The organism is Planococcus maitriensis, assembly GCF_003289925.1.
In the GTDB taxonomy this organism is placed as follows: domain Bacteria; phylum Bacillota; class Bacilli; order Bacillales_A; family Planococcaceae; genus Planococcus; species Planococcus maitriensis.
Genome location: NZ_QLZQ01000006.1, coordinates 111,452 through 137,838, shown reverse-complemented (window position 1 = coordinate 137,838; position 26,387 = coordinate 111,452). Strand labels below are relative to the sequence as shown.

26 protein-coding genes are annotated in these 26,387 nt (G+C 50.6%); 15 read left to right on the top strand and 11 right to left on the bottom strand.

All coding sequences use genetic code 11. From position 1 onward, the window contains the following. The first annotated feature begins 2 nt into the window (after nt 1-2). The 3 genes from DP119_RS13160 to yhaM are packed head-to-tail and all read left to right on the top strand — an operon-like array spanning nt 3 to nt 4,983. Complete coding sequence (locus DP119_RS13160; protein ID WP_112233609.1) at nt 3-1,217, top strand: metallophosphoesterase family protein; 1,215 nt, start codon at nt 3-5, stop codon at nt 1,215-1,217. Beyond that, nucleotides 1,214-4,048: an ATP-binding protein gene (locus DP119_RS13155; RefSeq protein ID WP_112233608.1), complete on the top strand. Its 2,835-nt coding sequence runs from the start codon at nt 1,214-1,216 to the stop codon at nt 4,046-4,048. Before DP119_RS13160 ends, DP119_RS13155 begins: the two co-directional genes overlap by 4 nt. Then, entirely contained in the window at nt 4,045-4,983 is a 939-nt protein-coding gene (gene yhaM, locus DP119_RS13150; protein ID WP_112233607.1) for a 3'-5' exoribonuclease YhaM, read from the top strand. The genes DP119_RS13155 and yhaM overlap by 4 nt, the downstream gene beginning before the upstream one ends. 51 nt (nt 4,984-5,034) lie before the next feature. Here yhaM and DP119_RS13145 read toward each other — a convergent pair whose 3' ends face one another. The 7 genes from DP119_RS13145 to DP119_RS13115 all read right to left on the bottom strand — a co-directional run bounded on the left by DP119_RS13145 (nt 5,035) and on the right by DP119_RS13115 (nt 9,724). After that, nucleotides 5,035-5,961, bottom strand: coding sequence for a peptidylprolyl isomerase (locus DP119_RS13145; RefSeq protein WP_112233606.1), 927 nt, complete (start codon nt 5,959-5,961; stop codon nt 5,035-5,037). Between the two features lie 248 nt (nt 5,962-6,209). Further along, nucleotides 6,210-6,395 carry a hypothetical protein gene (locus DP119_RS16005; protein ID WP_068868672.1) on the bottom strand — a complete coding sequence of 62 codons (186 nt, stop codon included), beginning with the start codon at nt 6,393-6,395 and terminating at the stop codon, nt 6,210-6,212. 59 nt (nt 6,396-6,454) lie between these two features. Next, nucleotides 6,455-7,000 (bottom strand): DUF3267 domain-containing protein, encoded by a 546-nt coding sequence (locus tag DP119_RS13135; protein ID WP_112233605.1) that lies wholly within the window; start codon nt 6,998-7,000, stop codon nt 6,455-6,457. A 103-nt stretch (nt 7,001-7,103) separates the two neighbouring features. Beyond that, on the bottom strand, nt 7,104-7,664 hold the full coding sequence (locus DP119_RS13130; protein ID WP_112233645.1) for an HTH-type transcriptional regulator Hpr: 561 nt from the start codon (nt 7,662-7,664) through the stop codon (nt 7,104-7,106). 116 nt (nt 7,665-7,780) lie between these two features. Further along, entirely contained in the window at nt 7,781-8,221 is a 441-nt protein-coding gene (locus DP119_RS13125) for a YtxH domain-containing protein (RefSeq protein ID WP_112233604.1), read from the bottom strand. Nucleotides 8,222-8,655: 434 nt separating this feature from the next. Continuing rightward, a complete protein-coding gene (locus DP119_RS13120; RefSeq protein WP_112233603.1) occupies nt 8,656-9,189 on the bottom strand; it encodes a tryptophan transporter in 534 nt (177 codons plus the stop codon). A gap of 103 nt (nt 9,190-9,292) precedes the next feature. After that, nucleotides 9,293-9,724 carry an HIT family protein gene (locus tag DP119_RS13115; protein WP_112233644.1) on the bottom strand — a complete coding sequence of 144 codons (432 nt, stop codon included), beginning with the start codon at nt 9,722-9,724 and terminating at the stop codon, nt 9,293-9,295. Between the two features lie 174 nt (nt 9,725-9,898). Here DP119_RS13115 and DP119_RS13110 point away from each other — a divergent pair, with 174 nt between their 5' ends. Next, on the top strand, nt 9,899-10,648 hold the full coding sequence (locus tag DP119_RS13110) for an ABC transporter ATP-binding protein (protein ID WP_112233602.1): 750 nt from the start codon (nt 9,899-9,901) through the stop codon (nt 10,646-10,648). Continuing rightward, nucleotides 10,632-11,852 (top strand): ABC transporter permease, encoded by a 1,221-nt coding sequence (locus DP119_RS13105; protein ID WP_112233601.1) that lies wholly within the window; start codon nt 10,632-10,634, stop codon nt 11,850-11,852. Before DP119_RS13110 ends, DP119_RS13105 begins: the two co-directional genes overlap by 17 nt. 52 nt (nt 11,853-11,904) lie before the next feature. Here the strand turns inward: DP119_RS13105 and DP119_RS13100 are convergent, their stop codons facing one another. The 3 genes from DP119_RS13100 to DP119_RS13090 form a co-directional block, all read right to left on the bottom strand. Beyond that, on the bottom strand, nt 11,905-13,071 hold the full coding sequence (locus tag DP119_RS13100) for a M20 metallopeptidase family protein (RefSeq protein WP_112233600.1): 1,167 nt from the start codon (nt 13,069-13,071) through the stop codon (nt 11,905-11,907). A gap of 78 nt (nt 13,072-13,149) precedes the next feature. Further along, complete coding sequence (locus tag DP119_RS13095; protein WP_112233599.1) at nt 13,150-14,148, bottom strand: sodium:calcium antiporter; 999 nt, start codon at nt 14,146-14,148, stop codon at nt 13,150-13,152. 66 nt (nt 14,149-14,214) lie between these two features. Further along, on the bottom strand, nt 14,215-14,730 hold the full coding sequence (locus DP119_RS13090; RefSeq protein WP_112233598.1) for an antibiotic biosynthesis monooxygenase family protein: 516 nt from the start codon (nt 14,728-14,730) through the stop codon (nt 14,215-14,217). Nucleotides 14,731-14,950: 220 nt separating this feature from the next. On the opposite strand from DP119_RS13090, the gene hemE reads away from it, so the two are divergent. From hemE to DP119_RS13070, 4 genes are read left to right on the top strand one after another with little or no spacing between them, the layout of a single operon-like run. Next, complete coding sequence (gene hemE / locus DP119_RS13085) at nt 14,951-15,994, top strand: uroporphyrinogen decarboxylase (protein ID WP_112233597.1); 1,044 nt, start codon at nt 14,951-14,953, stop codon at nt 15,992-15,994. 21 nt (nt 15,995-16,015) lie between these two features. After that, nucleotides 16,016-16,948 (top strand): ferrochelatase, encoded by a 933-nt coding sequence (hemH, locus tag DP119_RS13080; RefSeq protein ID WP_112233596.1) that lies wholly within the window; start codon nt 16,016-16,018, stop codon nt 16,946-16,948. Between the two features lie 24 nt (nt 16,949-16,972). Further along, on the top strand, nt 16,973-18,373 hold the full coding sequence (hemG, locus tag DP119_RS13075; RefSeq protein WP_240616437.1) for a protoporphyrinogen oxidase: 1,401 nt from the start codon (nt 16,973-16,975) through the stop codon (nt 18,371-18,373). Continuing rightward, the gene (locus DP119_RS13070; protein WP_112233594.1) at nt 18,370-18,825 is read left to right on the top strand and encodes a FixH family protein; all 456 of its coding nucleotides are present in this window, start codon (nt 18,370-18,372) and stop codon (nt 18,823-18,825) included. Before hemG ends, DP119_RS13070 begins: the two co-directional genes overlap by 4 nt. Nucleotides 18,826-18,917: 92 nt before the next feature. Here the strand turns inward: DP119_RS13070 and yhfH are convergent, their stop codons facing one another. After that, a complete protein-coding gene (gene yhfH, locus DP119_RS13065; protein ID WP_112233593.1) occupies nt 18,918-19,043 on the bottom strand; it encodes a protein YhfH in 126 nt (41 codons plus the stop codon). A 143-nt stretch (nt 19,044-19,186) separates the two neighbouring features. Between yhfH and DP119_RS13060 the strand changes: the two genes are divergently transcribed. The 6 genes from DP119_RS13060 (at nt 19,187) to DP119_RS13035 (ending at nt 26,332) form a co-directional block, all read left to right on the top strand. Further along, a complete protein-coding gene (locus DP119_RS13060) occupies nt 19,187-20,179 on the top strand; it encodes a lipoate--protein ligase (RefSeq protein ID WP_112233592.1) in 993 nt (330 codons plus the stop codon). 71 nt (nt 20,180-20,250) lie between these two features. Next, nucleotides 20,251-20,955: a response regulator transcription factor gene (locus DP119_RS13055; RefSeq protein ID WP_112233591.1), complete on the top strand. Its 705-nt coding sequence runs from the start codon at nt 20,251-20,253 to the stop codon at nt 20,953-20,955. Continuing rightward, a complete protein-coding gene (locus tag DP119_RS13050; RefSeq protein ID WP_112233590.1) occupies nt 20,955-21,962 on the top strand; it encodes a HAMP domain-containing histidine kinase in 1,008 nt (335 codons plus the stop codon). The genes DP119_RS13055 and DP119_RS13050 overlap by 1 nt, the downstream gene beginning before the upstream one ends. Further along, a complete protein-coding gene (locus DP119_RS13045; RefSeq protein WP_112233589.1) occupies nt 21,959-22,732 on the top strand; it encodes an ABC transporter ATP-binding protein in 774 nt (257 codons plus the stop codon). Before DP119_RS13050 ends, DP119_RS13045 begins: the two co-directional genes overlap by 4 nt. Beyond that, nucleotides 22,704-24,641, top strand: a complete 1,938-nt coding sequence (locus tag DP119_RS13040) for an FtsX-like permease family protein (RefSeq protein WP_112233588.1) — start codon at nt 22,704-22,706, stop codon at nt 24,639-24,641. Before DP119_RS13045 ends, DP119_RS13040 begins: the two co-directional genes overlap by 29 nt. Nucleotides 24,642-24,778: 137 nt before the next feature. Continuing rightward, on the top strand, nt 24,779-26,332 hold the full coding sequence (locus tag DP119_RS13035; protein ID WP_112233587.1) for a fatty acid--CoA ligase family protein: 1,554 nt from the start codon (nt 24,779-24,781) through the stop codon (nt 26,330-26,332). Nucleotides 26,333-26,387: the final 55 nt, after the last annotated feature.

The window sequence follows — 26,387 nt, the reverse complement described above, 5'->3', positions numbered from 1 at the left end:
CGATGGCAAGCATCCGATTTATCCACAGCGCCGATTTGCATCTCGGCAGCCCGTTCAGCGGCATGAAAGGGCTTGATGCCGAGCAATGGAAAATACTGCAGAACAGCACGTTGGCCGCTTTTGAACGGCTGATTTCCTATACGCTTGAAACCGGCCCTGATTTTTTATTGATTGTCGGGGACGTATATGACGGGGAAGACCGCAATTTGCGCGCACAGCACCGTTTCCAGCAGGGCATGGAACAATTACATAAAGCGGGCATCCCGGTTTTCTTGAGCCATGGCAACCACGATCATTTGAGCGGGGGCGCGGCTAGTTTCGACCTGCCGGCAAATGTCCATGTGTTCCAGGACAGAGTAGAGAATGTGACGTTGACAGTAGGGGGGGCAACGGTGAAAATTGCCGGGTTTAGCTATGGCCGCCGCCACATCACGGAATCGATGATCGAACATTACCCAGTCAAAGAAACCGGTGTCTTCCAGATCGGCATGCTCCACGGCTCTGAGGAAAGCGACACGGAGCACGCTATGTACGCACCATTTCGCAAGGAGCAATTGCTGGACAAAAAATACGATTACTGGGCGCTCGGCCATATCCATAAGCGGCAGCAATTATCGCTGGATCCACCGATCGTCTATCCCGGGAACCTGCAAGGGCGCCATAGGAAAGAGTCCGGCCCTAAAGGCTTTTACGAGGTCGTGCTGACGGATGGCCATGCCGAATTGGAATTCATTGGAGCAGAAGCAGTGTGCTTTGAGCGGATCGAGGTCGATTGCAGTGGCGTCCAGCATATGAATGAATTATTCAGCGTTGCCAAAGAGCAAATCGAAGCGCATGACGCTGAGGCGCTCGTGGCGGAACTGGAGCTCCAAAATCTGGATGAAGCAACGATTCATATGCTTGAAGATATCCCGGATGGAGAGCTTGTGTATGCTTTACGCGAAGCGCTCAGCAATCCACGGCGCTTTGTCCATATTTCAACGGTTCAGCTTGACAAAAAAGGCCTCTCTTCGGAATTATCGCCGTTCGGCAAACAGCTCGCCAGCCGCTTGGAAAGTTGGGAGGCGGGCGACTGGAAACAGGCTCTGAAGGAGCTTTACAACCACCCGAAAAGCGGCCGTTTCCTGCCGCAGCTGAATAGCGGGCTGCAGGAGGATTTGCAGGCGGAAGCGATAGCAAAAATCCGCAAGATGATGGCATTGGAGGAACAGCGATGAAACTTGAAAAACTGATCATTTACGGTTTCGGCCGCCATGAAAACAGGACCATCGAGCTGAACAAGCCGATGGCCATTTTCTACGGAATGAACGAAGCGGGCAAAACGACCATCCAGCAGTTTATCTTGCAGATGCTTTTCGGCTTTTCGGCACGCAGCCAGCCGCATAAACGCTATGAACCGAAAGCCGGCGGTAAATACGGCGGCCAGCTGCAGCTGAGCGATCCCGTTTACGGCCGTGTCGTGATCGAGCGGATAGCCGGCAAATCGGCAGGCGATGTGACGCTTTGGTTCGAAGACGGGCGCCGCGGGGGTGAAGCCGAGCTTTCGGAACTATTAAGAGGATATGACAGGGCGTCTTATGAAGCGATTTATTCATTTTCTGTCCATGAACTCCAGGATCTCGACCGAATGACGGAACAGGAGCTGACACGCACGCTATTGTCCTCCGGCACAGCCGGTGTCGACCAGGCGGGAAAAATGGAAAGCCAGCTTGAACGCGAGATGGGCGAGCTGTTCAAGAAAGCCGGGAAATTGCCGTTAATCAACCGTTTGACGGAAGAGTTGCGTGAGCTGGAATCGGAGTTGCGTGAATACAAACAGCGCGCGGACACTTTCCGCCCGGCAACCGAGCGGCTGGAGCAGATCAAACAGCGCTTGGCGGAACTGGACCATGCCGAGAGCATCCTCGTTCAAGATATCAAAGAAGCGGAGAAATGGCAGCAAACAGCACCGCTACTGGCGCGAAAATATCAGCTTGCATGTTTGGCGGAAAACGGCCCGGAGAATTTCCCGGAATCGGGCATCCGCCTGTATGAACGCCTGCTCGACCAGAAAAACGAATTACAGGCAGAATCAGCCTTTCTTGAAAATGAAATCAATCGCTTGGAGCCGCTTGGAGAGCTACCCGAAACAGATTCTATAGCGGATCTGCTCGGGCGCGAAGCCGAATGGCATCAAATGAATTCTTCATTGAAAGTGAAAAAAGAAGAACGCAGCCGATTGCAGGATGAGCTCGGGCGCTTATTGAAATTATGCGGAATGACACAAGAGCGGGCACTGTATGCGGACGCCTCGCTCGAACAGGAAGAGCGATTGAAGACCGTATTGGATGCGCTCCAAACTGCTGAACAAGAGCAAGCTTTCGGGCAGCGCCGGTTGGCTGAAGAACGGCAGCGGCTGTCAGAAGCCGAACATGCTCTAAAGCAGTACCTTGATACAGAGCCCCCCGAAGAACAGCGGAAGCGCGCAGAACAATGGGCCGATATCGAGCCGCAACTGGCATTGGCTAAAGTGCAGCAAAAACGGCAAGCGGGAACGGCTGCGAATAACCGCCTTGCGCAATTCCTGCTCGGGGCCATCGGGATGGTAGGCTTGATCATCGCTGTGCTTTCAGCAGATGCTTTTACGGGACTGCTTGCTGCGATGGCACTCGGCGCATCGGTGTGGCTCTGGCTGCGTGACAGGAAATCACCGCACACGGCGAATGATGAGTTAGTGGAACGCTATGCCGGGCAGGAAGAGGAATATGAAGCTTTGCTCAGGAAGCTAGCGGAATACGATAAAGGGCTTGATGAACGGTTTGATGCGATCGAAGCAAGCAAGCGGAAAATTGCTGCACTGCCGCAGACAGACAGTAGCGAGGAATTGCTGGAATACCGGAGATTGCTGAAATCGCTCGGTTTTCCGGAAGATACATCACCCGCTACTGTATTGACTTTATTCGATAAATTGCGTGATGTGCATGCAGCCGCAAGCCGGCTGGAGCGTATCACGGAAGAAATCGGGAAATTGGAAAGCGGACGGCAGGCATGGCTGGAACAGGTGCAGCGTGTGTGCGGAAAACCCGCAAGTGCAGGCAATGCCATCAGTGTACTTCGTGCTGAATGGGAAACGCGCCAGCAGAAACTCCAGTACGCCGGAAAAATCCGCGAGAAAAACCAGCAGCTGGCGGAACAATCCAGGAAATGTGCCGAACGATTGGCCAAGCTTTCCGAAGCGTCGGAAGAGCTGTTCAAAAGGGCAGCAGTTGAGAATGAGGATTCATTTTACCGTGCTGCCAAAATGGCGGAACAAGCAAGAGCTGCGCAAGAACAATTGCAAGTGGTCCAATCGCAGCTTTCTGCCATCGGAAAAGTGGAAAAGCCCGCTGCGCTCGGTGATGAAGAAGATACTGCAGAACAATTTCTCGAACGTTCGCGGCAAAAGCTGGATGAATTACAGGAGGAACGCCAGTCATTATGGGAAGAACAAGCGGAAAAATTTCAATTGACGAGACATTTATTGTCGGATGAAGGACATTCGATGAAACTTCAGGAACTGGAAGTGAAAAAAGCGGAGTTCCAGGATGCGGCCAGGGAGTGGGCCGTCAACCGTGCGATCGTTGAAGTGTTCAAGCAGATGATGGACGAATTGAAAGAGACGAAGCTGCCTGCAGTGCTGACGCTCTCGGAATCGTATTTCACCCAATTGACGGGTGGCGAGTACGTGCGTTTGCTGCTCAGCCAGGAAGGAAACTTTGAAGCGCTGCGGAAAGACGGCTTGCGCTTCCGTGTCATTGAACTCAGCCAGGCGACGAAAGAGCAGGCATATTTGGCACTGCGCTTTGCACTGGCGTCTTCTTTGAAGGAATCCCATCCGTTCCCGATCATCATGGATGATCCGTTCGTCCATTTTGATCGCCGAAGAAGCCAGCAAGTGATAAAATTAGTGGAAGAGCTGCAGGCAGACCACCAGTTCATTTATTTCACATGCCACGAAACGATGCGGCAAGCTTGGCCAAGTGCCCAGCAAATCGACGTGGCGAATCCTGAAAGGAGCATCCAAGCATGACAAAAGGAATTACAACCCGCGCTGTCGGGGAGACAGTCGATGATTTTCTTCTGATCAAACAATCGGTCAAAGGCGTCACGACGACCGGCAACCCATTCATGTCACTCGTTCTGCAGGACAAGAGCGGAGACATTGAGGCAAAGCTATGGGATACGAAAGACGAACATGAACGGATGTATGCGGCAGAAACGATTGTCAGAGTCGGCGGGGAAATCCATAATTACCGCGGTAAAAACCAGCTGCGCATCAAAAGCATCCGTCCGGCAAAACCGGAGGAGAACTTGACGATCGCCGAGTTTTTGCCTTCAGCGGCGCAAAGTACAGATGAATTACACGAAGAAGTGACGAAGTTCCTGTTCGAGATGGAAAACCCGCAAATCCAGCGCATCACGCGCCATATCCTGAAGAAATACCAGCAGCAATTCCTGACTTTCCCGGCCGCAACGCGCAATCACCACGACTATGTATCTGGCCTTGCGGATCATGTCGTTTCAATGCTCAAGCTCGGGAAAGCGATTTGCGAAGTGTATCCAAGCCTTGACAAGGATTTATTGTATTCGGGGATCATCCTCCACGATATCGGCAAAGTTTTTGAACTTTCAGGTCCGGTCGCGACGACTTATACCGTGGAAGGCAATTTGCTCGGCCATATCTCGATCATGGTAACGGAAATCGCAAAAGCGGCAGAAGAGCTCGGCATCGAAGGGGAAGAAGTCATGGTCCTCCAACATATCGTTTTGTCGCATCATGGAAAAGAAGAATGGGGCAGCCCGAAAAAACCGATGATAAAAGAGGCGGAAATCCTCCATTACATCGACAATATCGATGCAAAAATGATGATGCTCGACCGCGTGCTCGGAAAAACAAAAGAAGGCGAGTTCTCGGAACGCGTCTTCGCGCTCGACAACCGCTCATTCTATAAGCCGAAACTATAATACAGAAGTACACAAAGACCCCCGACAATGATGTCGGGGGTCTTGTTTTGCTTATTCAGCTGGAGTTTCTTCCGTTTCTTCAGTTGGGGCTCCTTCTTCAGGAGCCGGTTCTGTGTTGAGGATTTCATCAAGCGCGCCTTCAAGTTCTTCATCTTTGATTTCGATGTTGGCTTCTTCCATCAAAGCTGCGACTTTCGGGAGCAGCGTGGATTGGTCCGCTTTGGACATGGCGATTTCAGAACGTAAAGCTTCGCGCTGGTCTTCAAGCGGCTGCTGTCCTTCGACTTCGCGGGTTTCGGTCACTTGGATAATGTGGAAACCGTGCTGGGATTGGACGGGTTCGCTGATCTCATCGACTTCTAGTGAATAAGCCGCATCTTCGAATTCTGGAACCATGGCTCCTGTGCCGAACCAGTCAAGGGAACCGCCGTTAGCAGCAGAGCCTGGGTCAGTGGAGTGTTCTTCCGCTAGTTCTGCGAAATCCGCACCTTCGTCAAGTTCCGCTTTTAATTCGTTGGCTGTTTCTTCATCCGCAACCAGAATATGGCGCGCATTCAGTTCAGTTCCTTGGCGTTCGTATTGTTCTTCGATTTCTTCATCCGTCACTTCGACGTCTTCCGTCAATGCTTTTTCCTGAAGTAAGTTCAAGCGGATGACTTTTTTATAGCTTTCTTCTGTATGGTTGTTCTGAGCTAGAAATTGTTCGAAGTTTTCGCCCATCTCTTCTTTATTGCTTTCAAGCTCGGCTTCGACTTCTTCGTCTGATACTTCGTAGTTCGCACCCAGTACTTTTTCAATCATCAGGATTTGGATGGCTTGGTCGCCGACAGAGGTTTTCATTTCCTGGTAAAGTTCTTCTTTTGTTACATCTCCCGCATCGGAAGTGACGAGCACTTCGCTATCGGAACCATTGTCGCTGCAAGCGGAAAGTGCAAGAACCGCTGCTGCGATTGAAAGGGTAAAGGCTGATTTCTTCATCAATGTTCGCTCCTAACTTTCTTTCAATCTAAGTTGAATTTTTAAGTGTGGGCTGTTGATTTTCCGCAAAAGGATGGCAGCCGCAAGCAATGTGCAACGGGCAATTTTTGCGTTTATTTTCAATAGATGCCGTAGTTACTATATCATAAACGAATGAAAAAATAAAAAGTTCCAAAAAATTGCGAATCCGCCAAAGAGTAGGCGATTGTCGATGATTCCATAGAAAAAGCACTTGCCCTGGCAAGTGCTTACGGGGTGAATTCAACCCCGACATATAATGAAACGAGCAGGATTAGAATCAGTATGTTAATGGTGCGAAAAATCTTTTCATGGTTTTCTTCGGGAATTTCCCGGGATGTAACAAGTGCTAATGTCATCCGATTGATCTGGAATAGATAAAATACGGAGAACATTACAACGAATGCGACTATCATGAGTTTCCTCCCCTCTGACCTTAACTTCCATTATAGCAAAATGGAAAGAAAAAAGCAGGTCAGGCAATTGGCTGCGGCACCAGGATCTCAAATCCTGTATCGGTCTCTTCGATGAGCGCGTGCCGCGGCGAGCGCGCTAAATTACGGATATAGATCAAATCCGTAACGGATAAAGCGCTATGGTACGCAAGTAAAATGGCGAAATAATGGCTATAGGCCGGCCACAAGATACTGAGCGCGATAATGGTCGTGTTGATGACCGCAAACGGTGCGACAAGCGCCAGCATAAAGCGGGATTTCCGCACCGGTTCTTTGATATACAAGGAAATCGTCGGGCATAGCTTCAATTGTTTGCGCATGCTTATTTTCAGGCATTTGCGGCTTCCGAGTAAAGGAAGAAGATGCAAAAGTTTATGGATAGGGTAGATCGCCAGCATCCCGATCATGAACAGCAAAAAGTTCTGGTCGGATAACGGGTCTGCATACATGATGGCCAACAGCATGTAATAGCTGGTGAAAACCCCGGCGCCGATCAGCGCGGAAATGAAGAATAGGCGGTCAGAGCCGTATTGTTTTTTGACGTTGATAGTTTTCCAGCAATGCATATGCGTATCTCCCATTGATGTATAGTGTTGATGAGCCGATACATACAATACAACGTTTCTAGGGGGAATGCAAGCTTCTGCGGCAAAATTTTTCAACGTGTTTTCAGGCGTTTTTATTCTCGGTCAGAACATGGTTTTCCTCATTGAAACGGTTCTCGATGTTTTTGAATGAAGCTTCGAAAATCTCCATGAAATCATCGCCGTAAATATTGCGGATGATGGCCATGACATCCATGAATTCGGGGAATTTCCCGTATAGATTGCGCAGTGGGAGCGAGCCGTCAACGACCGAATGGGGCGTATCGTGATAACGTTCGATCATCTCCTGCATCAACTCTTCACCTTTTTGTGTCAGTTCTACATATGTATTGCGTTTATCGGTATCGCGTTTCGAGAAGGACAGCAATTGGCGTTCTTCTAGTTTTTTCGAGAAATTGAATGCCGTCGAGACATGCATGACCCCGAATTTCGCTACGTCGGAAATGGAGGCACCCTTCAAATGGTAGGAAATCCATAAAATGTGATGTTCATTAATATTCAAATCATAAGGTTTTATCCACATCTGCCAATCTTTCTCCACTGCTTTCCATAATGCTTTCGATAATTGCCCAATTCTTTGGCTGTACAGCATAGCTTCTTTCATTGTATATTCTTTGTCATTCACACGAGCACCAACTTTCACCGGAAATATTTTCTTTATTATAGCAATAAAGCAAACTGAATTAAAGTGAGAATAGTAAAATAATTTAGTCAAAAAAAAAACAACCTGACCAGGGATGGTCAAGCTGTCTCGGAATCGTCGTTATCTTCCGCTTTTTTCGGGTCGATTTTCGTCGGCTTGTCTTTCTTTTTCTCTTCTTCGTCTTTATCTTTGCTGATTGCTGCCTGCAGCTGCTCGATGGAGTTCTGGATCGCTTTGATCTCCAATTGCAAATGCTCTTTTGCCGGGGCTGTGCCTTCCTGCCATGATTGGAGGGAAGCTTTCAGGCCATCCACCGCTTCCGGTACCTGTGTTTTCGATTCTTCCGTCAAGTGGTTGATCGATTCCTTCAACTCATTGATCCGTGCTTTCAGCTCGTTCATCGATCCTTTCCATTCCGAGCCGCTTGATTTAAGGGATGTGCGCATTTCCTCACCGGATTTCGGGGTGGAGAGGATGGCTGTTGCTGCACCGGCAATTAGGCCGGCACCAAGGCCAGCGAAAAAGTTCGTAACTTTCATAAGTATAAGCGCTCCTTTCGTTGTCTATCTTTCTTTTCCTTTATTTCACTTAATTAAAACATGGAATGAATGGCTATTCAATAAAAAACGCCTTTCCCTGTGAAAGGGAAAGGCATTTGACGATGTAGAGAAAATCCATGAAATATGTTTTCCGAAGCTTATCGCTCGCTTTCCGTGGGGCGGGAATCGAGCCTCCTCAACCGCTATCGAAACCCTTGTGCTCAACTCTCACTTCGTTCGAGCATCGCAAATGACTGAACTCAGCACTGCTTCGCTCATTCATTGTCTGCGGGCTCTCTCAAACCCGCTGGTCCCACAGGAGTCGAGCGAACACTTCTCCAAACATTGGAATATCTCGTTGAACTTTTAAAGTGATGAAAGTATACATTCCTACACGTAAATAAAACAATCATCATATAAAAAGTTCTTAAGTATTAGCGAGCCTGCGCGGCTGTGGAACTTTGGAAGTTCGAGCGCTTCATGAGCCCCGTGACGATCGGGAACATGACCGCAAAGGCAGCGCCGTTCATGACAGTTGCCGGAATGACTACCGTTGCAAGCAAAAGCGTGAACGGAATGTCGGCGCCAAGGATAAAAATGGCGGCCGACAGGAAAATGCTGCCTGACAGCACCGTCCCTATTGCTGTAAGCGCAATGCCGACCGGCAGCTTGGCCGCATGTTTTTTCAATAACGACACGAGCGCAAAAAAGACGAACGCCGTAACGAATTTATCGATGATGTTCGGGAAAAAGCCTCCTGGAAAGCTTGAAAACAATCCGGAAATAATTCCAGTCGTGACAGCGAGCAAAAAGACGCTTTTCACGTCGCGGAATAGCAGGATGCCGATAAACATCATCGTCAGCATAAAGTCAGGTTTCATCCCGCCGTTGATGCCCGGGATCATCACGTACAAAGTAGCACCGACGCTGACAAGCAGCGCCATTAACACAAGATTTTTCGTATTCATTTCTCATCTCTCCTCAGCTCAAGCTAGTTTCTTTTTCCCGGTCGTGCCCTCGTGGCCGCCGGCGAAAAACGTATGTTGATCTTATCTCTTGCAGCGTGGAAAATCAAGCCTCAGAGGCTAGCTTGTCCTTTACCTGTTCGGCAAGTTCCTGGATTTTCTCCGAAGTGAACTCTTTTTCCTTAGTCATCCATTTGGCGCCGAATCCATCACTTGCACCGTAGCGAGGGATGAAATGCAGATGGAAATGGAACACGCTTTGGCCGGCTTTTGGGCCGTTGTTGTTCAACAGGTTCATGCCTTCCGGTTCGAAGGTCTCTTTGATGGCGCTGGCGATTTTCGGTGCTACGCTGAACAGCTGGCCGGCTTCTTCCGGCGTCATGTCATAGACATACGGGCGGTGTGTTTTCGGGATCAGCAGCGTATGCCCTTTCGATAAAGGCATGATGTCCATGAATGCATAGACATGTTCATCTTCGTACACTTTGACGCTTGGGATTTCCCCAGCAATGATTTTGCAAAAAATGCAATCGCTCATAAAATCATCCTTTCCGTAATGGGTTGGCCGTTCTTTTTTCAGTTTACCATATTCAGTGAGCCAGTCATTCTTCATCTCAGCTTATCCGGAACGGATGCATGAAGCGGCCCATTTATCGAAAGAATTCGACGCACAGTTTTGATACAATAGGAAACGAAGAAAGAGGTGTTGAAAGTGGCAATATTGGAAGTTGAAAATTTAACGGGCGGCTATACGAGAAAGCCTGTGTTAAAAGACGTGAGTTTTTCTATAGAAAAAGGTGAATTGGTCGGTTTGATCGGTTTGAACGGGGCAGGGAAGAGTACGACCATCAAACACATTATCGGCATCATGCAACCAAAATCCGGGACGATCCGCCTCAATGGCCGGACGTTCGAGGAAGACATCGACGCTTACCGTTCCGCTTTTTCCTATATTCCGGAAACGCCTGTGCTGTATGAGGAATTGACATTGCGTGAACACCTCGAGCTGACGGCGATGGCTTATGGCCTGGAGCAGGAAGTCTTCGAACAACGTTCCGCTGCTTTATTGAAGGAATTCCGCATGGAAAAGCGGCTGAAATGGTTCCCGTCCCATTTCTCGAAAGGGATGCGCCAGAAAGTCATGATCATGAGTGCTTTTCTTGTCGATCCGGATTTGTACATCATCGATGAACCGTTCGTCGGGCTCGATCCGCTCGGCATCAAATCGCTGCTTGACCAGATGGAACAGCAAAAGCGCAGCGGCGCATCAGTGCTCATGTCGACCCATATCCTGTCGACAGCAGAACGCTATTGCGACCGCATCATCCTGCTCCACAACGGGCGCGTGCGGGCGATCGGCACAATGCCGGAGCTGCGGCAGGCATTTGGCATGCCGGATGCCTCACTTGATGACCTGTATATTGCGATGACCGAGGATGACGACAATGAAGAACCTGCATGAAGTGTGGGACAAGCGGCTCCGGCGCTATACCGCTGAAGTCCAGAATTATTTAAAATTCATCGTCACCGGCCATATTGCCGTGGTCATGCTATTCGCCATCGGGGCGGCAGGCTACGCCTATAGCGAATGGGTGCAAAATGTCCAGCCGGAGTTTCCGGCAGCGTTGTTGATGGCCGTGCTGTTCGGGGCGCTATTGTCCTACAGCCCGCCGGTGACCTTATTGAAACAGGCAGACGGGGTCTATCTATTGCCGCTTGAAAGCCGTCTCGACGAGTATTTGAAGCCGGCGCTGCGCTGGACTTATGTGTCGCAGCTGTATTTGCCGATTGTCGTCTTCGTCGTATCCCTGCCGCTTATCAATGCCTTATACGGCTTGCCATCGTCTTATTTGATCGGCTTTCCGATTCTATTGCTGCTCGTGAAGTGGTGGAACGTCAGGAGTGAATTCCACTGGCGTAAATCGGGCGAAGGGCAGAATGTCTGGCTTGAGCGCGTGGTCCGCTTCCTGCTCGTTGCCGGGTTCGCCTGGTCGTATGTCGACGGATGGATGATTGTTTCGGCGGTCTTTTTGTTCGCGATGATTTTCTACGGCAAATGGACGGAGCGCCGTGCAGCGGGCAAGGCGTTTCCATATGGGCATTTCATCGAATTGGAAGAGAACCGTATGCTGCGCTTTTACCAGTTCGCCAATTATTTCACTGACGTCCCGCATTTGAAAGGGAAGGTCAGGGAACGCAGATGGCTCAACCCGATTTACCGGTTGATCAAGAGCAAAACGTCCAATGCCCATTTATATCTGGTGAGCCGGACCTTCATCCGCTCGGATGAGCTGTTCTTTTTATGGGTGCGTTTGACACTGATCATCCTGGCCGGTGCTTGGCTCATCCCATTCCAAATCGCTATCGCTTTATTTGCCGGGGCCTTGGCGTTCGCTTCCACGATCCAATTATGGCAAGGCCTGAACCAGTCCCAGCATTTCCGCATGGACCAATTGTTCCCATTGAGCACGCATAGCCGCGAAAAAGCGGTGTGGAACTGGGTGCTCGCCGTTCAGCTGATCCAAGCGGCGGCAGCGTTTGTTCTGCTTTTGGCATTGGGGCAGCTGGTGACGGCTGTAATCGTGCTGCTGGTGATTTACACGGTTTCCTTCGTAACGCTGATAGGCGCGAGAAGAAAGTCAGCCAGGCTTCAAAAGAATTATTGAATAATAAAAGGCTGGAGAAAATGAGATATTTTCTCCAGCCTTTTTATATGGTTCATCCGTGGCAAGTGACCGCGGCTTTCCCGAGCGTTTTCGCGGCAATCAGCATTGCTTCTTCTTTAAAATCGAATTTCGGATGGTGATGCGGGTAGACTTCGCCGTCCGGCATCGCGCCTGTGAAGAAGAACGTGCCCGGAATCTCTTCGAGGTAATAAGCGAAATCCTCGCCGCCCATTTGCGGCGGGCAATTGAAGACTTCCTCTACGCCCGGCACATCTTCAGCGAGGTCCCTCAGGAATTCCGTCTCCTTTTCGTGGTTGACGACCGGCGGGTAGCCCCGGTGGAATTTGAAGTCGATATCGCTATTGGTCGAGATGGCCGTGCCTTTGGCGATTCGTTCCATCTCTTTTTCGACGAGGGTACGCGTTCCTTCGGTGAAGGATCTGACCGTCCCGTTAAGTTTTGATTGATCGGCAATGATATTGAACGGGTTTTCTGCAATGAATGATGCGATCGTAAGTACTGCAGACTCGAGCGGATCCACGCGGCGAGCGACAAGCTGCTGCAGGCTAGTGACAAGTTGTGCCCCCGTCACGACGGCATCGACGGTTTCATGTGGCATGGCGCCGTGGCCGCCGCGGCCTTGGACAGTGATCTCAAAGCGGTCCGCCGCGGCCATGATCGGGCCAGTCCGGTAATCGATCCGCCCGAATGGCGTCGTCGACCATAGATGGGTGCCGAAGATTACATCGACCCCATCAAGCGCCCCGTCTTCGATCATCGGCTTCGCGCCGCCTGGGGCAAGCTCTTCTGCGTGCTGGTGAATGAGCACGTAGGTGCCAGGAAGTTCATCGCGCAGGCCGAAAAGGATTTTTCCGAGAACGAGCAATGTCGCTGTATGGCCGTCATGTCCGCAAGCGTGTACAACGTTCGGCACAGTGGATTTATAGCTCGTTTCTTTCTGGTCCTGGATCGGCAAGGCGTCAAAATCGGCACGCAAGGCAACTGTCTTGCCAGGCTTTCCGCCGCGTATCGTCGCGATGACGCCATTGCCTCCCACGCCAAAGCGGATATCGACACCGAGATCTTCATAAAAATCGCGGATATATTTAGCAGTCTTGGTTTCCTGGAATGACGGCTCCGGATTCATGTGCAAGTAGCGGCGGATTTCCACCATTTCGGGGTAGGCATTATCGAGCTCAGCAAAGATCTTCTCAATCATTGGATCATATCCTTCCTAATGTTCTGCATTTTCTCTAGTTTAACATACCAAAAAACAGAACGGGGAAGCCCCGTCCTGTCAGTAAGTGAAATTCAGATAGGAAGCGATGAAATAAAGCAGCACAACCAAAATGGACGGTACGCTATATGCCCATGTGGAAGCGGTCTTCGGCCGGTAAAGCGAAAACATGACCAGCACGCTCATGACGAGCACGGCGCTGGCGATGATGGAATTGGCGCCCGATACTTCGGCAAGAATCGAACCCTCTACATAGATCGGGTCCGACAAAGCGAGAATGACCATGTTGAAGATATTGCTGCCGAGAACAGCGCCGACCGCCATATTGACATTGGACAGGCGGAGTGCGACGAAAACCGAGATCGCCTCCGGCAAGGACGTGGCAGCGGCCACCAGGAAACTGCCGACAAAGCTGGAGCCGATGCCTGTCACGACAGCAATCTCATCACCCGTGATGGAAAGCGCGGTCCCTGCCGCCATGATGATCACCGCCACGACCGCAAAGCGGATGCCCGCGTGTTTTGGCGATAGATGGGCACTCGGGTTTTTCGGCGCCTTGGCATCGACCGGCTCATCGTCCATGTCGATTGTGTCCAAGTTCGGCAATTTATTGATGATCAGCATACCGATCACATAGGTTATGCCGATCGCCAACGCATCGAGGCCGATCCCGAAGACCGTGACATCGGTACGCAGCCATAATGCCAAGAGCAATAGCACGGTCAGAAAGATGCCGAGCAGGGAAGAATAAGTATGGTCCTTAGACGCCCGCTCGAGCATGCGCCTGCGGTTCAGCAGCAAATCGAAACCGGCTAAGATAAATAAATTGAACAAATTCGAGCCGATCATATTGCCGACTGCGATATCGGCATTGCCGATTGCTGCTGCCGAGAAACTGGTGGAAATTTCTGGCAGGCTGGTGGCGCCTGCAAGCAGTAGCGTACCGACCATCATGCCGCCCATCGCTGACTTTTCACTGATGACATCGGCATATTGGGACAGTTTAATGGCGGCGAACACGGTGACTGCAGCAGCCAGCAGAAAATAAATGAATACCAATAGATGTTCCTCCTAACGGGTTTCTTCTATATAGACAGCAAAACAGCCGGGCTGGCCGGCCGTTCATCATTCGTCTTCTTCGGGTTTTGCTTTGTACATGGTGACGTAAGAAGAACCGGAGAAGATATTGGCGCGTGGTTTTTCAACATCTTCCTGCGGCTTCTCAGCATGCGCTTTGGCAAAAGCCTGTGATTCTTTCCATTTCTCATAGAATGCCGGGGATTCCCATTCGGTCAATACGACATACGTGTCGGAATCGAGCGGGCGCAGGACGCGGAAAGCGACATATCCGGGCTCGTTTTCGATTGCGCCGGCACGGTTTTTGAAACGGTGCTCAAAAACAGGGCGCCCTTCGTCGGCAACCGGGATATTGTTCATGACGAAAAATCCTTTTTCGCGGAACTCGCCGGTGCCGTCGACCACTTCATAGCGGCGAGGGGTTTGGAAAACCGATTTCCCTTCGGTTTCGTGCAATAGCAAAGTCGTGTTTTCGCCTTGCATCAGCACCATGGTTTCATCTGCGTGTTCCTCACGCATTTTTTTCATGAATTCGTAGGTTCCTGTCGTCATATAAATATTCATTAAAAAGCCTCCTAGTAATCGGGATACATTTTGAATTGCTACCTCACTTTTCCCTAAAATCCGGCGCTTGAAACAGAAGGTGTCAAATCGGTGAAGGCATTCGGGTCTAATTTATGACAATTGCCGCCGGATTCTATACAATAGGGGGCGGAGCGTCTATAGTATAGACGGATAATGAAGGATAAACTATAGCCGCAAAGACTGAAGGGATGAATAATTCATGACTTTTAATGATACGTACCTGCGCGCAGCGCGCGGAGAAAAGACCGACCATGTGCCAGTTTGGTATATGCGCCAGGCTGGGCGTTCACAGCCGGAATACCGCAAGATCAAAGAGAAGTATTCATTGGAGGAAATCACGCACCAGCCGGAACTTTGCGCTTACGTAACGAAGCTGCCTGTCGACCAATACGATGTCGATGCTGCGATTCTTTACAAAGATATCGTGACACCGCTTCCAGCAATCGGCGTGGACGTCAAGATCAAGGCAGGCATCGGGCCGGTCATCAGCAATCCGATCCGCACAAAAGCGGACATCGATAGACTTGGTGAAATCAATCCTGAGCAAGATGTCGACTACGTGCTGAAAACGATCAAATTGCTCACAGAAGAGCAATTGAACGTGCCGCTCATCGGTTTTGCCGGTGCACCGTTTACATTGGCGAGCTATATGATCGAAGGGGGCCCGTCCAAGAGCTATAACAAAACAAAAGCGATGATGGTATCAGAACCGGAAATGTGGTTTGCGCTTATGGACAAATTGGCAGACACCATCATCCCTTACGTGAAAGCACAGATCCACGCCGGTGCAAAAGCGATCCAGATTTTCGACTCATGGGTCGGCGCATTGAATGTGGAAGATTACCGCATCTTCATCAAACCGGTCATGGACCGCATCTTCAAGGAAATCGGCGAAGAAGGCGTGCCGATGACGATCTTCGGCGTCGGCGCAAGCCATTTGGCGAAAGAATGGCATGACCTGCCGGTGGATGTCGTCGGCCTGGATTGGCGTTTGCCGATTGCAGAAGCGCGTGAAAAAGGTTTGACGAAAGCTTTGATGGGCAATTTTGACCCTTCTTATTTGCTGGCGGATTGGCCAGTCATCGAAGAACGCACGAAAAAGATCCTGGATATGGGCATGCAGGACGACGGCTATATCTTCAACCTTGGGCACGGCGTATTCCCTGAAGTGCAGCCAGACACACTGAAGCGTCTGACGGCATTTGTCCATGAGTACAGTGCAGCCTACAAAAAACAGAACTAACAAATCTTTGATGAGGTGATTGTGATGAAAAAGACAATGGGATTATTGGTAATGGCGTATGGTACGCCGTATTCGGAAGATGATATCGAGCGCTACTACACGCATATCCGACACGGCCGCAAGCCGAGCGAAGAAGCATTGCAGGATTTGAAAGACCGCTACAAGGCGATCGGCGGCATTTCACCGCTGGCAAAAATCACAGAAGACCAGGCGAATGGATTGTGCAAGCGGCTGAACGAATTGCAGGATGATATCGAGTTCAAGATGTATCTCGGCTTGAAGCATATCGAGCCATTTGTGGAAGACGGCGTGGAAGAGATGAAAAAAGACGGCATCGAAGAAGCGATTTCAATCGTTCTTGCGCCCCATTTCTCGACATTCTCCGTTAAATCCTACAACGGCCGTGCAAAAGAAACAGCCGATAAACTTGGCATCAAGCTGACTTCCGTGGAAAGCTGGTATACAGAGCCGAAATTCATCCAATACTGGAGCGAGAAAGTAAGCGCGGCATTTGCTGAAATGTCAGAACAAGAACGCGCGAAAGCTTGTTTGATCGTATCCGCGCATTCCTTGCCGGAGAAAATCATCGCAAACGGCGACCCATACCCGGAACAATTGAAAGAAACAGCGGATCTGATCGCCGAAGCGGCGGGCGTTGAAAATTATGAAATCGGCTGGCAAAGCGCCGGGCAGACACCGGAACCTTGGATCGGGCCGGACGTCCAGGATTTGACGCGCGATCTGCATGAAGAAAAAGGCTATAATTCCTTCGTCTACACGCCGGTCGGCTTTATCACAGACCATTTGGAAGTGCTGTACGATAACGACTACGAGTGCAAAGTCGTCTGCGATGAAATCGGCGCAACTTACCGCCGTCCGGAAATGCCGAATGTGGATCCATTGTTTATCGACGGAATGGCCAATGTTGTGTTGAATAAATTGAACGAAAACTGATCAATCCGGGAGCGGTGAGCGATTGTGGATCATGCAAATGTGAAAGTGGCCATTGTTGGAGGCGGCATAACAGGATTATCCGCTGCATTTTACGTGCAGAAACTGGCGGCTGAACAAAATCAGCCGCTCGACCTCACGATCATCGAGTCCGCTCATCGCCTTGGCGGTAAGATACACACAAGCAGCCAGGACGGTTTTCTGGTTGAACGGGGTCCAGATGCTTTCGTTTCAAGAAAAGACCAGGAGATCCGCGAACTTGCCGAAGAGCTGGGCATAGCACGGAAAATCGTGGCGAGTGCTCCGGGAGATATCCATATCGCGGCAAACGGCAAGCTTCATCCTTTGCCGCAAGGCACCGTTATGGGCATTCCCGTCAGCTTGAAAAGCCTATGGGCGGCATCCAGCTGCTCTGTCGGCGGCAGGCTGCGCGCGATGGCGGATTTATTCTTGCCCGATACTGATAAAACAAACGAAACGCCGCTCGGCAGTTACCTGCGGCGGCGTTTTGGCAATGAATTTGTAGAAAATATGATCGAACCGATGTTTTCGGGCGTTTACGCCGGAGATATCGACCGCTTGAGCATCGACTCGGCATTTCCGGAAGCGTTGAAAGCGCAAGGCAGCCTGATGCGCAGTTTGAAACGCCAGCCCCAAAGCAAGCAGCGGGAATTCAGCGGGCTCTTTGAAACCTTTGAAGGGGGCTTGGAGACGCTCGTCCATGCCATTGAGCAAAGGCTCAGCTGCCGGATTGCAAAAGGCGTGAAAGCAGAAAGGATCTCGCTCTCGAAACAGCAGCGCATTGTATTGGGCTTGAGCGATGGCGAAAGGCTGGAGGCGGATCATGTCATTTTGGCGATTCCCCACCGCCAGGCAGCCGCTTTGTTCGAGCCTCATGGAATTGCGCAAAGCTTGTCGGGTATCCCACAGACCTCGATAGCCACCGTCACGATGATCTTCCCGGAACAGGCCGAATGGCCAGGTCACGGAGGCACGGGTTTTACAGTGGCGCGCAATAACGATTCATCCATTGCCGCCTGTTCGGTCAGCCATCTCAAATGGCCGGCACTCGTTCCCGAAAACCGGATCATGATCCGTTCGTTCATAGGGCGTGTCGGCGATGAGGCGGTCGTGGAATTGCCGGATGCGGAAATCGGTGAATTGGTGATGGCGGATTTGAATAAATGGCTGGGGCTTGAACAACAGCCGGAACGGATGATCGTCTCGAGATGGAAAGACGCCATGCCCCAATATTTAGCCGGCCATGAAACACGGGTCAGCACTGCGCGAAGTGAAATCAGCCGCATGTTTCCTGGCGTCCAGATTGCCGGTGGTTCTTATGCGGGTTTCGGTTTGCCGCTGTGTGTCAAACAAGGGAAGCAGGCGGCTGAAGCGGTCTTCAGCTTGAATAAGGAGGAAATGACATGAAAAAATGGATCGCTCTTATGCTGGTGATGCTGCTTTTGGCAGCATGCGGCGAAGAAGATTCATCGGCTGGCACTGGCGAAATGCCGCAGGAAGTGGAAGTCGAGTTCAATACAGAAGAAACAGCCGACCCAGGCGAAGAAGTGCTGCTATCGGCTACCGTCACACAAGGAAGCGAAGCAGTCGAAGACGCGGATGAAGTTGTCTTTGAAGTATGGCAATCGGGCGCACGTGAAAACAGCGAGATGCTGGAAGGCACCCACACCCAAGGCGGGGTTTACGAACATGCATGGACGGCAGGGGAAGAAGGGTTGTATTTCATACAAGCCCATACAACAGCCCGCCGCATGCACGTCATGCCGAAAATGGAATTGACGGTAGGCAACCCGGATCCGGAAACGATCGTGCCTGATGACAGCGAAGATGCAGATGCCATGGAAAAGATGGGGCATTGATTTCTGATCCGCTGCCATTCGGCGGAGGTGTTGCACAACAGCTGGAACGCATAAAAAAACGGCCGGAGAATTTCTCCGGCCGTTTCGTCTATTTAGAGTTCGTCGCAGGTCTGGCAGTGATTGCCGTAGCACTCATGCTGCTCTTCGATTTTCTCTCCGCAAGTGGCACATTGTTTCGGGGGCAAGTTCTTGAAGAATTCGACTACGTTCTCAATCATTTCTACCAGCTCCTTTTGTTATAGTACTGTAAGTGATAAACACAGTGTATTATAACAGTTTCATTCCGTCAACCCTCAACCGTGATTATTTTTAAAAATTCCGTTAAAATAAAGACAGTCAACAGTAAAAAAGGAGAGAGACCATGTATTTCGTAGATAATAAAGGCATTACAGATCCGCGCATCAACCTCGCTATCGAGGAGTATTTATTGAAAACGATGGATGTCGAGCAGAATCCGTTCCTGCTGTTCTATATCAATGAACCTTCCATCATCATCGGCAAAAACCAGAACACGGCAGAAGAAATCAATACCGATTACGTCGATTCGAACGGCATTCACGTCGTGCGCCGGCTTTCAGGCGGCGGGGCCGTCTATCATGACCACGGCAACTTGAACTTCAGCTTCATCACGAAAGACGACGGCAATAGCTTCCGTGATTTCCGCAAGTTCACGGAACCGGTCGTCAAAGCTTTGCAGGATATGGGTGTCAATGCTGAGCTTTCGGGTCGCAACGACCTTCTCGCTGAAGGGCGCAAGATTTCAGGCAACGCCCAATTTGCGACAAGAGGCCGTATGTATAGCCATGGCACGCTGCTATTCGATACGAAAATGGATGAAGTCGTCTCGGCTCTGAAGGTCAGCAAGGAAAAGATCGAGTCGAAAGGCATCAAATCGATTCGCAGCCGCGTGGCGAACATTTCGGAATTCCTTGACCAGGACATGTCAGTCGAACAATTCCGCGAAGCTTTGCTTCATTCGATTTTTGAAGGCCAGGAAAATGTCCGCTTCTGGGAACTGACGGACGAAGATTGGGGCAATATCCACGAATTGTCGAAAGAACGCTACGCTAACTGGGAGTGGAACTATGGCAAATCGCCGAAATTCAACATTAAGCATTCCCATCGCTTCCCGGTAGGGGGCATCGATGTCCGCCTGCAAGTGGAAAAAGGGATTGTGCAGGAAGCGCATATTTATGGCGACTTTTTCGGTGTTGGCGATGTAGCGGAAATCGAACAGGCAATCACTGGCGTGAAATACGAACGCGCTGCGCTCGCTGAAGCGATTGAAGGGATTGACATCCCGAAATTGCTCGGCGGAATCACGACAGAAGATTTCCTTAAGTTGATTTATTAAGATTTTTTGCGGAGCCTGCTTTCGAGCAGGCTCTTTTGTTAGAATAGAAAGAAACGGGAGGGGGAAGGAATATGGGTGAACAGCGGATATTCATTGTAGAGGACGATGCGAAGATTGCTTCGCTACTATCGGATACCTTGCAAAAATATCATTACCAAGTGGAAACCGCGAAAGACTTCGACCGTATTTTGGAGGAATTCGCTGCCTTCGACCCCCATTTGATACTTTTGGATATCAATTTGCCTTCTTATGATGGATATTACTGGTGCCGGCAGTTAAGGCAGCAGACAACTTGCCCGATCCTGTTCATTTCCGCCAGGTCAGGCGAAATGGACCAGGTATTTGCGCTTGAAAACGGCGGCGACGATTTCATTACGAAACCTTTCCATTACGAAATCGTCCTTGCAAAAATAAGAAGCCATTTAAGAAGGGCTTATGGGGAATATGCGCCGAAACAAGAAGAGCGCACGGTTCGTGCAGGGCGGCTCGTTTTATATATGGAACGGCTTGAATTGCATTGCCGGGAGACGGAAATCCCGCTCCAGAAAAAAGAAAGCACTATTTTGGAACTGTTGATTGCCGCGTACCCGAAAGTGGTGACGCGTGAACAATTGCTCGAGGAACTATGGGACGACCAGGCGTTCGTCGACGAAAACACATTGAATGTCAATATGGCCCGGGTGCGCAAGAAATTGACGGATTACAGCGTCCAAAGTTTCATCGAAACGGTGCGCGGTGCCGGCTACCGGCTGATCCTCGGCAGGGAGGAGCAATGATGCTGCGGTTATTTTTGCGTGAGCATGCCGCATTTATCGTCTTCCAGCTCTTGCTCGTCGGATTCATCCTCATGCTTTACTGGCTTGACGGATTCCGCAATACGGATACCGCCATCTATTCATTTATCATCAGCTTGTTGCTGCTCGGAAGTTTTCTCGGTGTCCGTTTTGCGATGCGCTACCGTTATTATGAGCGCTTGCTGAGCGCCCCCCCGAATATGGAACATGCCTTGCAGCGGGAAGGGCGTTCGCCGGAAACGGTGCAGACGGAATTGTATATGCAAAAATTGTACCGCCTTTATCAATATGAAGTGCAGTCGCTTTATGCGGGGCAGACCCGGCATCTGCAATTCATCAATCAATGGGTGCACCAGATGAAGACGCCGCTGTCGGTCATGCACCTGTTATTGCAGGAACCGGAAGAATTGGATAAGGCAAGCATCCGAGAAGAGGTGGACCGTTTGCGTGCAGGGCTCGATACTGTATTGATGAACGCCCGCCTCGATACATTCGAGCAGGATATGCAAATCGAGCAAGTGCAGCTGCGCGGGATGGTGTCCGAAATGGTCACGGAAAACAAGCGCTTGTTCATCTCGCGCCGCGTCTATCCAGAAATCGGCATTGATGAACGCTACCAAGTAGCGACAGACCGTAAATGGATGAAATTCATCATCGGCCAATTGCTGACAAATGCAGTGAAATACACGTTCGAAGAAAACAAGAAACTGTACATCCGTGCCAGCTGCCTAGAAGGCACCATCACGTTGTCGGTGCAGGATGAAGGCATCGGGATCCCGCCATCGGACTTGCCGCGCGTCACCAAAGCCTTCTTTACGGGAGAGAATGGGCGCCTGAGCGGCGAATCGACCGGGATGGGGCTGTATCTGGCCCAGGAAGTGTGCAACCGGCTTGGGCATGAGCTGGAAATCACGTCATCGCCCGGAGAAGGGACGACCGTATCGATCGTCTTTCCTTACCAGGAACAGAATGTAGGGGGATCAACATGACAGTAGTGAAAATCGATGAAGTGACCAAAGTCTATGAAGGAAAAGTGACACATCGTGCGCTGAACCAATTGAGCTTCGAAGTGGAAAAAGGGGAGTTCCTCGCAGTGATGGGCCCTTCCGGAAGCGGCAAGACGACGCTATTGAACTTGATTTCAACAATCGATTCATTGACTTCTGGCACCATCCTCATCAATGGCATCAATCCGCATTCTTTGGATAAAGACGAGTTGCCGCTGTTCAGGCGCCGACAGCTCGGCTTTGTGTTCCAGGATTTCAATTTGCTGCAGATGCTGACCGTGGAAGAAAACTTGGTCCTGCCGCTGACACTCGACGGCATGCCGGTCAAGGAAATGGAGAGCCGCGTCCAGGAATTGGCGGCTCGGCTTCATTTGCAGCCGTTCCTCCATAAGAAGCCGAATGAAATATCCGGCGGGGAAGCGCAGCGCACGGCGATCGGCCGCGCGCTCATCCACCGCCCGGCGCTCATACTCGCAGACGAACCGACCGGCAATCTCGATTCGAAAGCCTCGAAGGATGTGCTCGAGCTATTGAGCGGCTTGAGCCATGAGGAAGGGACGACGATCATCATGGTGACGCACGACCCGATCGCAGCGAGCTATTGCGACCGTGTGCTGTTCATCAAAGATGGCGAATTCTTCAATGAAATCTACGGGGATGACCGCCGCCAAACCTTCTACCAAAAAATCCTCAACGTGTTATCTCTATTGGGAGGCTCCGTCAATGACCTTTCGCCAACTCGCCTTCCGTAACGTTTTCAGGAATTTGAGAAGCTACGCAGCATTCCTCTTGGCCAGCGTCTTTTCGGTCATGGTGTTCTTCATTTATTCGATGTTCATCTTCCATCCTTTATTCGAGGAAGAAGGGTTCCGCGTATTGGCTGTGCGCGGAATGTTCATCGCGGAAATCGTGCTGTATATTTTTACGCTGTTCTTCCTGTTCTATTCCTTGAGTGCGTTTTTGCAGGCACGGACAAAGGAATTCGGTGTCTTGATGCACCTCGGGATGAGCAAGAAACAACTCAATAAATTGGTGTTTTTCGAGACGATGATTCTCGGCGGCCTGTCGACAGCGGCAGGAATCGTCTTCGGTTTTGCGTTCACGAAATTCTTTTTCATGATCGGGCGCGAAATCATGCAGTTGGAGGAATTGCCGCTGTATTTTTCGTGGAAGCCGTTTGTGCTGACCATCGGCGCATTCGCCAGTTTGTTCATCATCATCTCGATCATCAGCGTCTCCTTTATCCGTACGAAACGCGTCGTCGATTTGCTGGAAGGCTTCTGGAAGACCGAAGAGGAAGCGGCGTATTCACCGGCTTTATCCGCGTTCGGGTTGGTGCTGCTTGGGATTGCTTATTTCCTGGCGGCGACGGTTTCCGACCGGACTGTTTACATCATGGTGTTCATCGTCCCGCCACTCGCGACGATCGGCACGTATTTGTTTTTTACGCATTCGATCCACACCTTCCTTCAATTGTATAAGAAGCGACGCAGTATCTATTGGCATAAAACGCGACTCGTGTCGCTTGCGGAAGCAGCGGTCAAGTTAAAAGACAGCGCTCAAATGTTCTTTATCGTGACCATTGTCTCGACGGTCGCTTTCCTGACGGTCGGCACGCTTGCCTCATTCACTTCCTATACAGCGGAGTTCCGGCAAAGCAACCCGCTCGGCTTGATTTACGTTTCTTTTGAAGGCAATACACTCGAACAGCAGCAATTGGGCCAGTTGAGGCGCGAACTTGAACAAGAGCAGCTTGCCTATACGCTCGTGCCCTTGGAAGTGAAGCGGCAGACATCGAGTGCAAGCGGCAATGACGTCGACATCATGTCCTTATCCCAGTTCAACCGGCTCGCCGTGGCGCTCGGCCATGAACCGGCAAAGCTACAAGCCGGCGAAGCGATGTTCGTGCCGTTTTCACAGGAATCGCTCCGTGAACTGCAAAAAAGTTATGCGGAGACGGAATTGCTGGAAAGCGGGGTGGAGTTGACGATCGGCCAGACCTACCCGCAAGTGCTGTTTCCGGCGCATACCTTGAATGCCAATACGATCATCATGAACAATGAAGATTTCGGTGAAGTCGATGAACCTTTGATGGGTTATCCGCAAGGCGCCTCGGATTTCCGCTATTATGCCTTCCACGTGCCGGATTGGACCGAGACTGTTTCGATCGGCGAAAGCGTCCGCTACCCGATCAGCGAGGCGATGGTCAGCGGGAATTTTGCCGGGCTCAATTATTATTTTGAGAATCCGGGATATGAATACCGCTGGTTCAAATCCTCCTTCGCGCTGTTATTGTTCATCGGCTTGATGGTAGCGGCGGTGTTCCTGCTGGCTGCCGGGAGCTTCATTTATTTCAAGTTATATACCGGGCTCGAGCGCGACCGCAGGCAGTACCAGTTGATGGTGCGTCTCGGGATGACGGAGCGCGAACTAGGCAAAATCGTCAACCGCCAGCTTGTGCCGCTGTTTTTCTTGCCTTGGGCGCTCGCGCTTCTTCACAGTGCTTTTGCGTTCATCTCGCTTCAAGTCGTTTGGGATGAATTTGCGGAGCTGTCGATTTTATCCGAGATGGCGATTGTGCTCGGCGGTTTCACGCTCATGCAGATCCTTTATTTCTTCCTGATCCGCTGGCGTTATATCGCCCATTTGAAAGCGTATTGAGTTGACGAGCCGCCGGATAATTCCGGCGGCTTTTTACTGGGGAATTTTACTGGGTAGTTGTATTGTCTGAAGATTTATTTTATAATGAAAAAAGTAAATATGAATGAGTATTCATTCAACAGAAAGAGGGATATTCAATGAATTTGGGAGAACGTGTTCACGAAATTGCACAACAGGAAGCTGGACGAGTTGCCTATACGTTCATGGGCAAAGACACGACTTACGGCGAATTTGATCAATCGGTATCGAAATTCGCTGGTGCATTGCAGGAACTCGGCGTGGAAAAAGGGGACCATGTCGCATTTCTTTTAAGCAACACCCCGCATTTTCTCATTTCGCTATATGCCACTTTGCGCCTGGGGGCTACGGCTGTTCCGGTCAATCCAATCTACAGCCCGGATGAAATCGCTTACATCGTCAATAATAGCGACGCGAAAGTAGTCATAGCGCTCGACGCTTTGCTGCCGCTTGTGGAAAAAGCGCATCAGGCTTTGCCGGCAGTGGAAACATACGTCATTTGCGAGACGGATCCATCGACTGCTGAAAAAATGGCACAACTGCCGGAAGCAGTCAAAGGAAAAGTTCGTTCGTTCACTCAGCTTCTTACAGCTTCTGATGCTTTTGGCGGAACAGCAGACATTTCACAGGATGACAATGCCGTCATTCTCTATACATCCGGGACGACAGGAAAACCGAAGGGCGCAATGCTGACACACGGCAATCTCTATTCCAATGCCCGGGACGTCGCGGAGTATCTTCAAATCACGCCGGATGACCGCGTAGTGGCGACGCTACCTGTGTTCCACGTGTTTGCCTTGACGGTCGTCGTCAATGCCCCATTGATGCAAGGGGCAACCATCGTCCTCGTTCCGCGCTTCACGCCGCAAGACGTATTCGCCGCGACAAAAGCGTCACAAGCTACGGTCTTTGCAGGCGTTCCGACCATGTTCAACTTTATGTATCAATTGCCGGATGTGGATCCGGCCGATTTCGCTTCTGTGCGCTTGGCGATTTCCGGCGGGTCTGCGATGCCTGTCGCATTGCTGCATAACTTCGAAGACAAATTCAATGTGCGGATCTCCGAAGGTTACGGTTTATCCGAAGCGTCGCCCGTCACTTGTTTCAATCCGATCGACCGTGAACGAAAGGCCGGGTCGATCGGCACGTCGATCATCAATGTCGAGAACAAAGTCGTCAATGAACTCGGCGATGAAGTGCCGGTCGGGGAAGTGGGCGAATTGATTGTCCGCGGGCCGAACGTCATGAAAGGCTATTACAAAATGCCAGAGGAAACCCAGGCGGCGATCAAAGACGGCTGGCTCTACACGGGAGATCTGGCGAAAGTCGATGAGGAAGGCTATTTCTACATCGTTGACCGCAAGAAAGACATGATCATCGTCGGCGGCTATAATGTCTATCCACGCGAAGTGGAAGAAGTGCTATTCGCCCATCCGGCGATTGTCGAAGCGGCAGTTGTCGGTTTGCCCGATGCTGATTTTGGCGAATCGGTCAACGCTTATGTTGTGTTGAAAGAAGATGCTGTCTCCATCGATGAGCTGAAAGCTTATTGCGCTGAGCATTTGGCGAAATACAAAGTGCCGCGCCATATGGAGATTCTCGATGAATTGCCAAAAAACACGACGGGTAAAATCCTGCGCCGTTCGCTGAAAGACCAGGCTGTAAAGAAATAAACAAAAACCGCTTTCCGCTTTCGGCGGGAAGCGGTTTTATTTAGATAGAAAGGAA

What these genes read in the sequence shown, in the direction of transcription:
- DP119_RS13145 (WP_112233606.1), bottom strand. Translation starts at nt 5,961, where the DNA reads ATGAAGAAATCAGCCTTTACCCTTTCAATCGCAGCAGCGGTTCTTGCA.
- DP119_RS13040 (WP_112233588.1), top strand. Translation starts at nt 22,704, where the DNA reads ATGACCTTTCGCCAACTCGCCTTCCGTAACGTTTTCAGGAATTTGAGA.
- DP119_RS13105 (WP_112233601.1), top strand. Translation starts at nt 10,632, where the DNA reads ATGAAGAACCTGCATGAAGTGTGGGACAAGCGGCTCCGGCGCTATACC.
- DP119_RS13060 (WP_112233592.1), top strand. Translation starts at nt 19,187, where the DNA reads ATGTATTTCGTAGATAATAAAGGCATTACAGATCCGCGCATCAACCTC.
- DP119_RS13160 (WP_112233609.1), top strand. Translation starts at nt 3, where the DNA reads ATGGCAAGCATCCGATTTATCCACAGCGCCGATTTGCATCTCGGCAGC.
- DP119_RS13125 (WP_112233604.1), bottom strand. Translation starts at nt 8,221, where the DNA reads ATGAAAGTTACGAACTTTTTCGCTGGCCTTGGTGCCGGCCTAATTGCC.
- hemE (WP_112233597.1), top strand. Translation starts at nt 14,951, where the DNA reads ATGACTTTTAATGATACGTACCTGCGCGCAGCGCGCGGAGAAAAGACC.
- DP119_RS13050 (WP_112233590.1), top strand. Translation starts at nt 20,955, where the DNA reads ATGCTGCGGTTATTTTTGCGTGAGCATGCCGCATTTATCGTCTTCCAG.
- DP119_RS13120 (WP_112233603.1), bottom strand. Translation starts at nt 9,189, where the DNA reads ATGAATACGAAAAATCTTGTGTTAATGGCGCTGCTTGTCAGCGTCGGT.
- DP119_RS13035 (WP_112233587.1), top strand. Translation starts at nt 24,779, where the DNA reads ATGAATTTGGGAGAACGTGTTCACGAAATTGCACAACAGGAAGCTGGA.
- DP119_RS13090 (WP_112233598.1), bottom strand. Translation starts at nt 14,730, where the DNA reads ATGAATATTTATATGACGACAGGAACCTACGAATTCATGAAAAAAATG.
- DP119_RS13055 (WP_112233591.1), top strand. Translation starts at nt 20,251, where the DNA reads ATGGGTGAACAGCGGATATTCATTGTAGAGGACGATGCGAAGATTGCT.
- DP119_RS13045 (WP_112233589.1), top strand. Translation starts at nt 21,959, where the DNA reads ATGACAGTAGTGAAAATCGATGAAGTGACCAAAGTCTATGAAGGAAAA.
- DP119_RS13155 (WP_112233608.1), top strand. Translation starts at nt 1,214, where the DNA reads ATGAAACTTGAAAAACTGATCATTTACGGTTTCGGCCGCCATGAAAAC.
- DP119_RS16005 (WP_068868672.1), bottom strand. Translation starts at nt 6,395, where the DNA reads ATGATAGTCGCATTCGTTGTAATGTTCTCCGTATTTTATCTATTCCAG.
- DP119_RS13115 (WP_112233644.1), bottom strand. Translation starts at nt 9,724, where the DNA reads ATGAGCGATTGCATTTTTTGCAAAATCATTGCTGGGGAAATCCCAAGC.
- DP119_RS13070 (WP_112233594.1), top strand. Translation starts at nt 18,370, where the DNA reads ATGAAAAAATGGATCGCTCTTATGCTGGTGATGCTGCTTTTGGCAGCA.
- yhaM (WP_112233607.1), top strand. Translation starts at nt 4,045, where the DNA reads ATGACAAAAGGAATTACAACCCGCGCTGTCGGGGAGACAGTCGATGAT.
- DP119_RS13100 (WP_112233600.1), bottom strand. Translation starts at nt 13,071, where the DNA reads ATGATTGAGAAGATCTTTGCTGAGCTCGATAATGCCTACCCCGAAATG.
- DP119_RS13135 (WP_112233605.1), bottom strand. Translation starts at nt 7,000, where the DNA reads ATGCATTGCTGGAAAACTATCAACGTCAAAAAACAATACGGCTCTGAC.
- yhfH (WP_112233593.1), bottom strand. Translation starts at nt 19,043, where the DNA reads ATGATTGAGAACGTAGTCGAATTCTTCAAGAACTTGCCCCCGAAACAA.